This is a genomic window from Burkholderia sp. Ac-20344, assembly GCF_017104975.1.
Classification (GTDB): Bacteria; Pseudomonadota; Gammaproteobacteria; order Burkholderiales; family Burkholderiaceae; genus Burkholderia.
The window spans coordinates 1-13251 of sequence record NZ_JAAGPP010000007.1; the positions used below are offsets into that span (position 1 = coordinate 1).

Consider the following 13251-nt stretch of genomic DNA (forward strand, 5'->3'; position numbering starts at 1 on the left):
TATTCGGCGAAGCGCGCACGGTGGCGCAGCAGCGCGTCGAGCCATTGCGCGAACTTCAGGCCGATCGTGATCGGCAGGGCCTGCTGCAACCACGTGCGGCCGATCATCGGCGTCGCGCGATGCGTGCGCGCGAGCGCCGCAAGCGACGCGCACGCTTCTTCGAGCATCGGCTCGAGCACGTCGAGCGTGTCGCGCAACTGCAGCACGGTGGCGGTATCGATGATGTCCTGGCTCGTCGCGCCCCAGTGCACGAACTTCGCGGCCTCGGGGTCGTCGGCCTTCACCTGCGCGGTGAGCTGCTTGACGAGCGGAATCGCGAGGTTGCCGCCGAGCGCCGCGCCGTGCGCGAGCGCGTCGGCGTCGAGCCGGCCGGCATCGCACGCACGTTCGATCGGCGCGACGGCGGCAGCGGGAATCACCTGCTGCGCGGCGAGCGCGCGCGCGAGCGCGGCCTCGACGTCGAGCATCCGCTGGATCGTCGCGCGGGGCGACCAGATCCGGTTGAGCGGCTCGGTGCCGCAGATGAGGGAGGTCAGGCGGGCGCTGTCTTCGAGCATGGCATCAGATTGGGGAAACGGCGTGCGCCTATTGTCCACCCAAGCGTGCCGGCATGCGCGCGAGCGCACGCGCCGGCACGCTCGCGGTTCAGGCAGCGGCCTTTTGCGTCGCGTCGATCAGCGGCACGCCGGTCAGCTTCTGCAGTTCGTCGAACGACAGGTCGGTGAAGATCTCGCTCACGGCAAGACCATCGGCCGTCACGTCGAGCACGGCGAGATCCGTATAGATGCGGCTCACGCACTGCACGCCGGTGACCGGATACGAGCACTGCGCGACGATCTTGCTCTCGCCCTGCTTCGTCAGGTGCTCCATCATCACGAACACCTGCTTCGCGCCGATCGCGAGATCCATCGCGCCGCCGACCGCCGGAATCGCATCGGGCGCACCCGTATGCCAGTTCGCGAGGTCGCCGGTCGCGGACACCTGGAACGCGCCGAGCACGCAGTAGTCGAGGTGGCCGCCGCGCATCATCGCGAACGAATCCGCGTGATGGAAATACGCGCCGCCGGTGAGCAGCGTCACGTGCTGCTTGCCGGCGTTGATCAGTTCGTCGTCTTCCTCGCCGGGCGCGGGCGCGGGGCCCATGCCGAGCAGGCCGTTCTCGCTGTGCAGGAAGATTTCCTTGCTTGGGTCGAGGTGGTTCGCCACCAGCGTCGGCACGCCGATGCCGAGGTTCACGTACGCGCCTTCGGGGATGTCCTGGGCGACGCGCTTGGCCATTTCATCGCGGGTCAGTCGTTTCATGTCGAATTCCTCGAGGCAGTCAGGCGGCTTGGGACGTGGCGTGTTCGGCGGCCAGCTCGGCCGCGTGCGCGGCCTGCGGCACCTCGACGATGCGCTGGACGAAAATGCCCGGCGTCACGATGTGTTCCGGGTTCAGCGCGCCGAGCGGCACGACTTCCGACACCTGCACGATCGCGACCTTCGCGGCGCTGGCCATGATCGGCCCGAAGTTGCGCGCGGTCTTGCGATACACGAGATTGCCCCAGCGATCGCCCTTGTACGCCTTCACGAGCGCGAAATCGGCGTGGATCGGCGTTTCGAACACGTACGGCTTGCCGTCGATCACGCGCGTTTCCTTGCCTTCCGCGAGCTTGGTGCCGTAGCCGGTCGGCGTGAAGAAGCCGCCGATGCCGGCGCCCGCCGCGCGGATGCGCTCCGCGAGGTTGCCCTGCGGCACGAGCTCCAGCTCGATCTCGCCGGCGCGGTACAGCCCGTCGAACACCTGCGAGTCGCTCTGGCGCGGGAACGAGCAGATGATCTTGCGCACCTGTTTCGCCTTCAGCAGCGCCGCGAGGCCCGTCTCGCCGTTGCCGGCGTTGTTGTTGACGATCGTCAGGTCGCGCGCGCCCTGTTCGATCAGCGCGTCGATCAGCTCGGACGGCATGCCGGCCGTGCCGAAGCCGCCGATCATGATTGTCGCGCCATCGTGAATGTCGGCCACCGCCGACTGAAGCGATTCGAAAATCTTGTTGACCATGTCTCTTCCTGATACGAACCCGCGGCTCGATGCGCGGCCTGTCGAGGGGACACGCGCGTGCCGCGTGCCGCGCCGGGGCCGATGTCGATCCCGGTTTTGTTCGCTAATCGAACCTAGATTCGATTAGCGAACGATGGGCCGATCATAGAGTCGCGCACAGCGCGTTGTCAAGGCGGGTTCCCTCGGGGGCCGTCGCATCGTCGAACGGCAGCCCGACGTAGTTTTCGGCGAGCGACTGCGCGGCGGCCCGCGAGCGCGTCACGTATTTCAGCTCGGCAAACTTCAGGCGATTGACGAACGGCGAATCGTCCGGCGACGCATGCAGCATGTTCGTCATGAAGTACGAGAAGTGCTCGGCGCGCCACACGCGTTCGAGGCAGGTCGCCGAATACGTGTCGAGCAGCGTCGCGCCACCGTTGCGGTAGCGCGCGCCGAGCGCGCGGGACAGCGCGCGGACGTCGGCCACCGCGAGGTTCATCCCCTTCGCGCCGGTCGGCGGCACGATGTGCGCGGCGTCGCCGGCGAGGAACAGGCGCCCGTGCTGCATCGTCTCCGACACGAAGCTGCGCATCGGCGTCACGCTTTTCTGCGTGATCCGGCCCTCGGTCGGCGTCCAGCCCGTGTCGTTCGAGAAGCGCGTGTGCAATTCGTCCCAGATCCGCGCGTCGGACCATTCGGTGAGGTCCTCGTCGGGCTTGCACTGCAGGTACAGGCGCGTGACCGTCGGCGAGCGCATCGAGAACAGCGCGAAGCCGTTGTCGTGATGGGCATAGACGAGCTCGTCGAGCGACGGCGCCGCGTCGGCGAGGATGCCGAGCCATGCGAACGGGTAGACACGCTCGAACGTGTTCAGCCGCTCGGCCGGAATCGTCTGGCGCGCGATGCCGTGGAAGCCGTCGCAGCCGGCGATGTAGTCGCAGTCGATGCGGTCTTCGCGGCCGTCGGCATGCTTGAACGTGACGAACGGGTGCTCGCCTTCGACGTCGTGCAACGCAACGTCGCTCACTTCGAAATGCATCTGATGCCCATGCTCGACGCCGGCCGCGATCAGGTCGCGCACCACTTCGTGCTGGCTGTAGACGGTGATCGCGCGGCCGCCGGTGAGCGCGGACAGGTCGATGCGATGGCGCTGGCCGGAAAACAGCAGCTCGATGCCGTGATGCTCGAGCCCTTCGCGACGCATCCGGTCGCCGAGGCCGGCTTCGTTCAGCGTGTCGACCGTGCCTTGTTCCAGCACGCCGGCGCGGATGCGGTTCTCGCAGTATTCGCGCGAACGCGCTTCGACGAGGATGGCATCGACGCCTTGCAGGCGCAGCAGATGGGAAAGCAAAAGGCCGGACGGGCCGGCGCCGATGATGGCGACCTGGGTGCGCATTGTTCGTCTCCTGTGTCGGCCCGAGTTGGCGCTTTAGCGCTTGCTCGGGCCCCATGCAAAGCTAATTGGTTCGCGTAATGGAACCTATTTGAGCGCTTTCCCGACTATGCGGCAACGCGATTCAGGAGATATGTTGTATACGTTTTGAAGATACCGGCCCGGCGATGGATACGCTCGATCTGAACCTCATTCCCTACCTCGTCGCGCTCGACGACACGCGCAACGTGAGCCGCGCGGGCGACCTGCTCGGCGTGAGCCAGCCGCGCGTGAGCACGGCGCTCGGCCGGCTGCGCGAGTATTTCGGCGATCCGCTGTTCGTGCGCACGTCGCGCGGGATGGAACCGACGCCGCGCGCGCTCGCGCTGCTGCCGGCGGCCCGCGACGCGCTCGCGCAGATCGAGCGCGGCCTCGTCGCGCCGCACGATTTCGATCCGGCCGCGAGCACGCATACGTTCTCGATCGCGCTGTCGGACGTCGGCGAGATCGTGTTCCTGCCGAAGCTGCTGCAAGCGTTCGCGACGCGCGCGCCGCACGCGAACCTGCGCTCGGTCTCGCTCGCGCACGACGAAGTCGGGCGCGGCCTCGAAGCCGGGTCGATCGATCTCGCGGTCGGCTACTTCCCCGATCTCGACGGCAACAACTTCTTCCAGCAGCGGCTGTTCACGCACCGGTTCGTGTGCCTGATGCGGCGCGGCCATCCGTTCGAACAGGCGCCGCCGTTCACGGTCGAGCAGTTCCTCACGTGCGGGCACGCGGTGGTGCGCGCCGAAGGCCGCAGCCAGGAGGTGCTCGAGAAATATCTCGCGAAGCAGCGCATGCAGCGCCGCGCGGTGCTCGAGACGCCGCACTTCATGAGCCTGCCGTTCATCCTGAGCCGCACCGACCTGATCGCGACGGTGCCGCATGCGATCGGCTATGCGTATGCGGCCGAGCACGCGTTCATCGTGCCCGTCGAGCCGCCGCTCGCACTGCCGCGCTTCGACCTGAAGCAGCACTGGCATCGCAAGTACCACAACGACCCGCGCACCGCGTGGCTGCGCGGCGTGGTTGCGTCGCTGTTCAACGACGAGCAGGACGAATGGCCGAAGTGAGTGCCAAGGCCCGCACGCGACCGGCGAAAGCATGAAACAATGCCCGGATTCCGCGCCGCCCCGGCGGCGGCATTCGATGGAGCAGATAGATGGGTAAAAAGAAGTCCGCGCGGCCCGAGCCGGCCGCATCCCGCCCGAGCCGTGATGAAGCGGAAGACGCGGTCCGCGTGCTGTTGCGCTGGGCCGGCGACGATCCCGCGCGCGAAGGCCTGATCGACACGCCCGCACGCGTCGTGCGCGCCTATGAGCAGTTCTTCGCCGGCTATGCGGTGGAGCCGCGCGACATCCTCGCGCGCACCTTCAGCGAAGTCGACGGCTACGACGAAATGATCGTGCTGAAGGACATCCGCTTCGAAAGCTACTGCGAGCACCACATGGTGCCGATCATCGGCCGCGCGCACGTCGCGTATCTGCCGAACCATCGCGTGGTCGGCATCTCGAAGCTCGCGCGCCTCGTCGACGCGTTCGCGAAGCGCCTGCAGATCCAGGAAAAGATGACCGTGCAGATCGCCGACACGCTGTTCGACGTGCTGCAGCCGAAGGGCGTCGGCGTGATCCTCGAAGCCGCGCACCAGTGCATCTCGACGCGCGGCGTGCACAAGCCGGGCGTCGAGATGGTCACGTCGCGCATGCTCGGCACGTTCCGCACCGATCCGTCGACGCGGCGCGAATTCCTGTCGATCGTCGCGAATCCTTCTTCAGTCAACCTGACGAATACGTAATGGAGTCGACGAAGCAAACGGCGCGCGCGCCCGTCGTGCTCGTAACCGGCGCCGCGCGCCGCGCCGGGCGCGCGTTCGCCGAGTATTTCGCCGCGCACGGCTATCGCACCGCGGTGCATTACGACCGCTCGGCCGAAGCCGCGCAGGCGGCCGCCCGCGCGATCGCCGAACGCGGGCTCGATTCGGTTGCGTTGCAGGCCGACCTATCGGATGCCGCGCAGATCACCGCGCTGATCGATCAGGTGTATGCGCGCTTCGGGCGCCTCGACGTGCTCGTCAACAACGCGTCGGTATTCTGGCAGGACCATTTCCCGAGCTTCGACCTCGCGGCGTTCGACCAGGCGTGGGCCGTCAACTGCCGCGCGCCGATCCTGCTCACGCGTGCGTTCTACGAACGGGCCCGCGCGGCCGGTATGCAGGGTGTCGTCGTGAATGTGGTCGACCAGAAGATCAAGGAAAACTTTCACCGCGACCATTTCAGTTATACGGTCGCGAAGGCCGCGCTCGGCAACCTCACGCAGATGCTCGCGCTGTCGTCCGCGCCGGTGCTGCGCGTGAACGCGGTGTTCCCCGGGCTGATGCTGCCGAGCGACGACCAGACACCGGCCGACTTCGAACACGCGAGCCGCGCATCGACGCCGCTCGCGCGCATCGCGGGCCCCGACGACGTCGCGAGCGCGATCCTGATGCTGACGGGCAACGCGTACAACGGCGTGGATTTCGTCGTCGATGCGGGACAGAACCTGATCCGCGTCGACCAGGACGTGCTGTACAAGCACCGCGCGCCCGACGGCAAGCATTGACCGACGCGCGCGGTAGCAGCCGGCCGCGCGCCGCGTTACGGCTTCTCGGCGCTCCCGCCTTCGCGAACCTTGCCCTGCGCGACGCTCGTGCCGGGCGGCACGCTGTGCGTGAGCCACACGTTGCCGCCGATCACCGAGCCCCGCCCGATCGTCACGCGGCCGAGAATCGTCGCGCCTGCGTAGATCACCACATCGTCCTCGACGATCGGGTGCCGTGCATTGCCCTTGACCAGCGCCCCTTCGCCATCGGCCGGGAAGCTCTTCGCACCGAGCGTGACGGCCTGGTACACGCGTACGCGCTCGCCGATGATCGCCGTCTCGCCGATCACGACGCCCGTGCCGTGGTCGATGAAGAAGCTCGGGCCGATCTGCGCGCCCGGGTGGATGTCGATGCCGGTGGCCGAGTGGGCGATTTCATTGATGAACCGCGCAAGCAGCGGCACCCCAAGCCGGTGCAGCGCGTGCGCAAGCCGGTGGTGCATCATCGCCAGTACGCCGGGATAGCACAGCAGGATCTCGGTGATGTGCTGCGCGGCCGGATCGCCCGCATACGCGGCCTGGATATCGCTGACGAGCAGCGCGCGGACCGCCGGCAACTGCCGGCCGAATTCGCGTGCGATCTCGAACGCGCGTTCGTCGAGCTCGGCGAACGGCGTATCGGCATGCTCGGGCAGGAACGGCAGCGCACGGCGGATCTGTTCGGACAAAATGCGCAGCGTGCTTTCGAGCGTGTGGCCGACGTAGAAGTCGACGCTTTCGTCGGTCAGATCCGGGGCGCCGTAGTGCGTCGGAAACATCGACGCGCGCAAACCGGTCACAATCTTGCAGATTGCATCGCGCGACGGCAGTTCGCGGATGCCGCGCGGATGGCGCGTGCGATGGAGTTCCTCGCGCGACTCGCGCAAGCCGGCGACGATTTCTTCGAGGCCCCACTGACGGGCGGGTGATGTCGACATATGCCAATGCAGGCAGCCGCGCTCGATCGCACGGCCGCTAATAAAGTGACGGGTTCCGCAAGATTACCGCGTTTTTTGTCCGGGAGCGGCACGCCGGGGATCGGCCGGACGGCCGATGGTGCCGAATCGCGGCGGCGTCAGATCGTGATGCTGCTCGCGTCGATCCATCGCACGGCCCAGTCGCGCGCGTGCGCGATTGCGGCGCCTTCGTCGTTGAACTGGAGCTCGATCGGAAAAAAACGGTTCGCAACGAGCTCCCCGTCGCTCGATCGGGAGATCACGACGTAGGGCTTGAATGAACCGTCACTGGCGCGCGCGGGCGCGCAGTTCAACAGATAACCGCGGTGCGTGAAGGCAGTAGTCGCTTGCATGAATCCGCCACCTCTAGTCCCTTGCTTTGTTGTTCACTACCCGTCTTTAAGGGTGCTGCGGCGCCCCGGCGCGGGCAGAGGCGGCGTGACTGAATCCCCTGTCGCCGCTTCGCAGGAAAAGAATCATACTCTGTAGAAAACGCGTCTTCTAGCTGAAATAAATCACGACAAATCAGTGCGCGCCGCGCGACCGCGGCGATCGCCCGCGCGCCTTTTCCCGTCACGCCCGGAACGGGATTTGCTTCGATCCGGAACGCTTCGCCGCGAGGAGAGCCGCGATGGAATCATCAGGCCAAACCGATCGTTCGCGTCCACGCAGCATCGAGCTCGACAACGACGACACGCACGACAGCACGGTCGACACCGACGGCAAGAACCGCGAGGCGTCGCGCCTCGCCGGCGGCGGGCCGATCTCGCCCGACGAGATCACGGGCAGCAACGCGTCGCTCGTCAATGCGATGCCGGAAGCCGGCGACGGCTTCGCCGGCTTCGACAGCCGCCCCGGCGGCAATCATCCGGCGTTCGCGCTGCGTGCGGGCTACGTGGTGATCGAGAAGGGTTTCGACGCGCCGCCGCCCATGAGCGATGCGCGGTTCGGCCCCGTCCACCGAATGTACGGCAGCACGTACTGGCCCGGCCACCAGCGGCGGCCGGAGCGCGTATTCGAGCTGACCGCCGTACCGAGATAGCCGGCGCGGCGTTTGAATCGATCGTTCGTTTGCGGGCCGGCATCGGTCGACAGCCGATGGCTGAGGATCGGCGCACGCGCACGGCTACTGCCGTGCGCCGGCCGTGCACCGGCAACTGCACGCTGCAAAAGCGAACGATTCCGCGCAACGGCACCGGCGGCTTCATGCATGCCGTGAATCGCACCGACGCACATGCGTTCGTTGATCGAGGTCATGTCGAAACGGCGCAAATGCGATTGAATGGCGATGCGGGCGATGCACCGCGTGACTGTCGCGCCGTGTCGATGCGATCGGCGGGCGCGGCGACGCGTGCGCGTGCCGCATGCCGCACGCGACACCGATGCTCGCGCATGCCATCCCGGCCACGATGCGGACGACGGTGACCACCTCAACGCGTGTCGCACGACGCGCGTCACAGCATGCGCCAAGTGCATGGCGTGCGTCGCTGAAACCGAAGCGGCAGCGCCGCGCGGCACGACCGGCACCTCACTGCAAAGTCCCTTTCATTGGTTTACTCTGCCTCGCAGCGTTGCGCATTGCCCAGCCCGATCGGCCATCCGGCCGACTTCGTTTCAACCCGCCACTCGGAGACACTATGTACAAGCGTATTCTGGTTGCCGTCGACGGCAGCGACACGTCCCGCCATGCGTTCGATGCCGCGCTGGCGCTCGCGAAATCGCACGGTGCCGAACTGCAACCGTTCTACGTCGTCGAGAACGCCGCGATCTACTACAACGTGCCCGGTTACGATCCGTCCGTGCTGCGCGATCAGCTCGTCGCGCAGGGCGAAGCACTCGCGAAGGATTTCACCGCGCTGATGCAGGCAGCCGGCGTGAAAGGCGAGACGCGGCTGAGCGAAGCGACGTCGATCAACGACGTGTCGTCGCTGATCCTCGACGGCGCGAAAGCATTCGGCGCCGATCTCCTCGTGCTCGGCACGCACGGCCGCCGCGGGTTCCGCCGTCTCGTGCTCGGCAGCATCGCCGAGCAGTGCGTGCGCCACGCGACACTGCCCGTGCTGCTGATTCCGGCGGCCGCCAACGTCGACGAGCCGGCCGCGTGAACGGCGCTCGCCACGCGCGGCCGGTCGCGACGTTTTGTCACCCGACAGCGGCAAGTTGCGGTGGGACAATGATTTCGTCGATTCAATGCCGGAGTAAACGATCATGCTGACGCCCGTCGCCACACGTCCCGCCGCCACGCCTCATGCCGGCAGTTGGGCTCCTCGCCAGGCCGCGCACTGCTCGTCGTGCGCCATGCGGCACCTGTGCATGCCGCAGGGCCTCGCGCCCGAAGCGCTCAGTCGCCTCGAGTCGGTCATCTGCGCGGCGCGCCCCGTCAAGCGCGGCGAAGCGCTGTTCCGCGAAGGCGACGCATTCGACAACCTGTACGCGGTGCGTTCGGGTTCGCTGAAAACCGTCGCGACGCGTCACGACGGCCGCGAGCAGGTCACCGGCCTGCATCTTGCGGGCGAAGCACTCGGCCTCGACGGCATCTGCGACGACACGCATCCGCGTACCGCAGTCGCGCTGGAAGACAGCTCCGTCTGCGTGATTCCGTACAGCGCGCTCAAGGCGCTGTGCTCGGAAGCCGGTTCGATGCAGCTGCGCATGCACAAGCTGATGAGCGAACAGATCGTGCGCGAAACGTCGCAAACGATGCTGCTCGGTTCGCTGAATGCCGAAGAACGCGTCGCCGCTTTCCTGCTCGACGTCTCGTCGCGCTACCTGAAGCGCGGTTACTCGCCGTCGGAATTCAACCTGCGGATGACGCGCGAAGACATCGGCAGCTACCTCGGCATGACGCTCGAAACGGTCAGCCGCACGCTGTCGAAATTCCAGAAGCGCGGCCTGATCGAAATGCAGGGCCGCCACGTCCAGATCGTCGACTTCGACGGCCTGCATCACGTCTGATGTAATGCCGCACGGCGCGCGCATCCTGCGCGCCGCCCGCCTCGCGTCGCCGGTCAGTCGAGAAACAGCGCGGCGCGCGCCTTCAGCGCCGCGCTGAAATCGTCGAGCCAGCCGATCGACAGGCGCCAGCTCTGCCAGTACAGATCGATGTCGACGGTTCGCCCGCGCGACATGTCGACCAGTTCGCCCGCCGCCAGTTGGCGGTCGACCATCCGGTCCGGACACATTCCCCATCCCAATCCCGTTTCGCACGCACGCAGGTAGCCCGCGACGTGCGGTATCCAGTGCTGCGGCGGATCGAGATCCGCGCGCGTCACGCGCCGGATGAAACGCGCCTGCAGCCCGTCCTTCGGATTGAACATCACGCACGGCGCGCGGCGCAGCGCATCGCGCGTGATGCCCGCGCCGAAGTAGCGTTCGTAGAACGCCGGCGAGCACACCGCGCGATAGCGGATGCGCCCGAGCCGCTCCGACCGGCACCCCTGGATCGGCTCGGCCTGCGCGGTCACCGCGCCCTGCACGCTGCCGTCGCGAATGCGCGACGCCGTGTAATCCTGGTCGTCGATCACGAGGTCGAGCAACGTCTCGCGCTCCGTGCAGAACGGCCCGACCGCGTCGATGAACCACGTCGCGACGCTGTCGTCGTTGACGGCCACGCGCAACGTCGGCCACGCGCTCGCGATCTGGCCCGGCAGCGCCGGCATCCGGCCGCCCAGCTCGGCCTCGAGCAGTTGCACGCGCTCGGTGTGCCGGCACAGCAGCGCACCCGACGTCGTCGCGACGCACGGCTGCCCGCGCTTGACGAGCACGCTGCCGACCCGCTCCTCCAGCAGTTTCACGCGCTGCGACACGGCCGACGGCGTGACATTCAGCTCCTTGGCCGCCCGCTCGAACGAGCCGTGCCGGATCACGGCCGCGAGGGCATCGAGCAACGCGTAGTCGAGCATTAGATTTCCTTAATCTGCATTAGGTGATTTAGCTTCTCTTATTTTCATGCTGACCGCAGACTAGCGCTACCCGATTCATCCGTCTACTGCTTCTACTCCTGTCACCCCTATGAACTGGCTCGCTTTTTCCCACGGCGCCGCACTGTGCGGATCGCTCATCGTCACCATCGGCGCGCAGAACGCATTCGTGCTGCGGCAAGGCATCATGCGTTCGCATGTCGGCAAGATCGTGCTGCTGTGCGCGCTGTCCGACATGATCCTGATCGGCGCGGGCGTCGGCGGCGCATCGGCGCTCGTCGAACGCTATCCGACCTTCGTCCACGCGGTGCTGTACGGCGGCCTCGCGTATCTCGCGTGGTTCGGCATCAACGCGCTGCGCCGTGCGTTCAAGCCCGGCCACGAAACGCTCGACGTGCGCGGCGACGCGGTCGCGCCGCCGCCGCAGAGCGGCCTGGCGATCGTGCTGATGACGCTCGCGTTCACGTGGCTCAACCCGCACGTGTATCTCGACACGTTCCTGCTGATCGGCACGGCCGGTGCACGCGAGCCGGAAGGCGCGCGGCTCGCGTTCGCGATCGGCGCGATGACGGTCAGCGTCGTGTGGTTCCTCGGGCTCGGCTACGGTGCGCGACTGCTGGCACCGTGGTTCCGCAAGGCGGTGGCGTGGCGCGTGCTGGATGGCGCGATCGGCAGCATGGTGCTGTTTCTCGCGGCCGTGCAGTTGCGCTGATCGGCGCACCGTCACACGGGCGGCCGCTCGCCGCCCGTCGTCCCGCCCGCTTTGGCGCAACGCCGGAGCATCCACCGTCCCGCTCCCGCCCGCTTCGGCCCACGCACCATTCCGCGCCCCGTCGCGCACGCCTCGACAAAAATTCGCGCCCGATCGAACGCGGCCGCACGAAACACGCACATAGCGAACGCGGTGTCCGCCATCTGCCGCAAGCCGTCCGCCATTGCGACGGTGCGCCGCCTGCACGAATCGGAGCGATGGGCGAGAATGTCCGGCGTCCCGCGACAACGGCCTGACCACGCCACGTACCCCGTCGTCTCGCCGTAGTCGTCTCGGCTCATCCCGCAGTTCAATTCCGTCACCCCGCAGCTATCGGAGCAGAACATGGCATACCGCACCCTCGGCACGTCGACCATCCAGGTTTCGCCGCTCGCGTTCGGCGGCAACGTCTTCGGCTGGACCGTCGACGAGAACACGTCGTTTGCGCTGCTCGACGCGCTCGCCGACACCGGCATCAACTTCATCGACACGGCCGACGTCTATTCGGCCTGGGCCCCCGGCAACAGCGGCGGCGAATCGGAAACGATCATCGGCAAGTGGCTCAAGCGTTCCGGCAAGCGCGAACAGGTCGTGATCTCGACCAAGGTCGGCCTGCTGGCCGCGCGCGCGGGGCTGACCCGGGACAACATCCTGAAAGCCGCCGACGATTCGCTGCGCCGCCTGCAGACCGACTACATCGACCTGTATTTCTCGCACAGCGATCTCGCCGATACGGCCCCGCTCGAAGAAACGCTCGGCGCCTATCAAACGCTGATCGACGCGGGCAAGGTGCGGATCATCGGCGCATCGAACTACAGCGGCGCACGCCTGCGCGAAGCCGCCGACATCAGCCAGCGCGACGGCCTGCCCGCATACCAGGTCATCCAGCCCGAATACAACCTGCTCGATCGCGCCGACTACGAACGCGATCTCGAGCCGGTCGTGCGCGACCTGAAGCTCGGCGTCGTCAACTACTACGCGCTCGCGAGCGGCTTCCTGTCGGGCAAGTACCGCAGCGAGGCCGACCTGAAGAAGAGCGTGCGCGGCGATCGCGTCGCCGGGTATCTCAATGAACGCGGGCTGCGCATTCTCGCGGCGCTCGATGCGGTGGCGGCGAAGCACGGCACGCAGCCGGCCGCGATCGCACTCGCATGGCAGATCGCGCGGCCGACGATCACCGCGCCGATCGCGAGCGCGACGTCGCTTGCGCAATTGGCATCGCTCGGTGAAGCGATCCGCGTTGAGCTCGATCACGATGACATTCGCCGGATCGACGAGGCCAGCGCGGCCTGAAGTCGTCGGCAGCGGGCCGGTCGACCGGATCGCGCAATTCGCGCGGTTCCGGGACCGGCCTGTGTCATGTGCGCGCCGGTATCGCCGCACACCACATAGACCAAGACCGCCATCGTGTTTTGACCAGCACGGTCGCTTGTGTTGACTCAGCCGGACATCGATTGCGCTTGCAGCCGCAACGCCCCGCTGCAAGCGCGTCTCACGCCGGTCCCGGGTCTTTCACGGATTGACCGCGCGCTCCGTCGTGCCCGAGACTGCGCCGCTCGGGCGGTCATTGGGAGAAC

Annotated in this window: 15 protein-coding genes; 8 read left to right on the forward strand and 7 right to left on the reverse strand. The window is 67.0% G+C overall.

From position 1 onward, the window contains the following. The 4 genes from G3N64_RS04015 to pobA form a co-directional block, all read right to left on the reverse strand. Nucleotides 1–557 (reverse strand): lyase family protein (locus G3N64_RS04015; protein WP_241020770.1); only part of this gene is annotated, 557 nt, incomplete at its 3' end. Between the two features lie 88 nt (nucleotides 558–645). After that, a complete protein-coding gene (locus G3N64_RS04020; protein ID WP_034189746.1) occupies nucleotides 646–1302 on the reverse strand; it encodes a CoA transferase subunit B in 657 nt (218 codons plus the stop codon). 19 nt (nucleotides 1303–1321) lie between these two features. Then, entirely contained in the window at nucleotides 1322–2038 is a 717-nt protein-coding gene (locus G3N64_RS04025) for a 3-oxoacid CoA-transferase subunit A (protein WP_043186141.1), read from the reverse strand. Between the two features lie 142 nt (nucleotides 2039–2180). Beyond that, the gene (gene pobA, locus G3N64_RS04030; RefSeq protein WP_205782499.1) at nucleotides 2181–3413 is read right to left on the reverse strand and encodes a 4-hydroxybenzoate 3-monooxygenase; all 1233 of its coding nucleotides are present in this window, start codon (nucleotides 3411–3413) and stop codon (nucleotides 2181–2183) included. A 164-nt stretch (nucleotides 3414–3577) separates the two neighbouring features. On the opposite strand from pobA, the gene G3N64_RS04035 reads away from it, so the two are divergent. From G3N64_RS04035 to G3N64_RS04045, 3 genes are all read left to right on the forward strand, one after another. Then, nucleotides 3578–4504 (forward strand): LysR family transcriptional regulator, encoded by a 927-nt coding sequence (locus G3N64_RS04035; protein ID WP_059523507.1) that lies wholly within the window; start codon nucleotides 3578–3580, stop codon nucleotides 4502–4504. Between the two features lie 89 nt (nucleotides 4505–4593). Then, nucleotides 4594–5226 carry a GTP cyclohydrolase I FolE gene (gene folE / locus G3N64_RS04040; protein ID WP_205782500.1) on the forward strand — a complete coding sequence of 211 codons (633 nt, stop codon included), beginning with the start codon at nucleotides 4594–4596 and terminating at the stop codon, nucleotides 5224–5226. Next, nucleotides 5226–6029: an SDR family oxidoreductase gene (locus G3N64_RS04045; RefSeq protein WP_205782501.1), complete on the forward strand. Its 804-nt coding sequence runs from the start codon at nucleotides 5226–5228 to the stop codon at nucleotides 6027–6029. Before folE ends, G3N64_RS04045 begins: the two co-directional genes overlap by 1 nt. 35 nt (nucleotides 6030–6064) lie before the next feature. Here the strand turns inward: G3N64_RS04045 and epsC are convergent, their stop codons facing one another. Further along, complete coding sequence (gene epsC / locus G3N64_RS04050; protein ID WP_174917940.1) at nucleotides 6065–6985, reverse strand: serine O-acetyltransferase EpsC; 921 nt, start codon at nucleotides 6983–6985, stop codon at nucleotides 6065–6067. Nucleotides 6986–7122: 137 nt separating this feature from the next. Then, complete coding sequence (locus G3N64_RS04055; protein ID WP_114181230.1) at nucleotides 7123–7356, reverse strand: hypothetical protein; 234 nt, start codon at nucleotides 7354–7356, stop codon at nucleotides 7123–7125. 278 nt (nucleotides 7357–7634) lie between these two features. Between G3N64_RS04055 and G3N64_RS04060 the strand changes: the two genes are divergently transcribed. The 3 genes from G3N64_RS04060 (at nucleotide 7635) to fnr (ending at nucleotide 9958) form a co-directional block, all read left to right on the forward strand. Beyond that, nucleotides 7635–8045: a DUF3005 domain-containing protein gene (locus G3N64_RS04060; protein ID WP_205782502.1), complete on the forward strand. Its 411-nt coding sequence runs from the start codon at nucleotides 7635–7637 to the stop codon at nucleotides 8043–8045. 595 nt (nucleotides 8046–8640) lie between these two features. Continuing rightward, on the forward strand, nucleotides 8641–9108 hold the full coding sequence (locus G3N64_RS04065) for a universal stress protein (protein WP_205782503.1): 468 nt from the start codon (nucleotides 8641–8643) through the stop codon (nucleotides 9106–9108). Between the two features lie 103 nt (nucleotides 9109–9211). After that, nucleotides 9212–9958, forward strand: a complete 747-nt coding sequence (gene fnr / locus G3N64_RS04070) for a fumarate/nitrate reduction transcriptional regulator Fnr (RefSeq protein ID WP_175956992.1) — start codon at nucleotides 9212–9214, stop codon at nucleotides 9956–9958. Nucleotides 9959–10011: 53 nt separating this feature from the next. On the opposite strand, the gene G3N64_RS04075 is transcribed toward fnr, so the two are convergent. After that, on the reverse strand, nucleotides 10012–10905 hold the full coding sequence (locus G3N64_RS04075; protein ID WP_205782504.1) for a LysR family transcriptional regulator ArgP: 894 nt from the start codon (nucleotides 10903–10905) through the stop codon (nucleotides 10012–10014). 109 nt (nucleotides 10906–11014) lie between these two features. Between G3N64_RS04075 and G3N64_RS04080 the strand changes: the two genes are divergently transcribed. Together G3N64_RS04080 and G3N64_RS04085 are read left to right on the forward strand one after the other, a co-directional pair. Next, entirely contained in the window at nucleotides 11015–11635 is a 621-nt protein-coding gene (locus G3N64_RS04080; RefSeq protein WP_205782505.1) for a LysE/ArgO family amino acid transporter, read from the forward strand. A 384-nt stretch (nucleotides 11636–12019) separates the two neighbouring features. Then, nucleotides 12020–12967 carry an aldo/keto reductase gene (locus G3N64_RS04085; protein WP_205782506.1) on the forward strand — a complete coding sequence of 316 codons (948 nt, stop codon included), beginning with the start codon at nucleotides 12020–12022 and terminating at the stop codon, nucleotides 12965–12967. Nucleotides 12968–13251 lie beyond the last annotated feature (284 nt).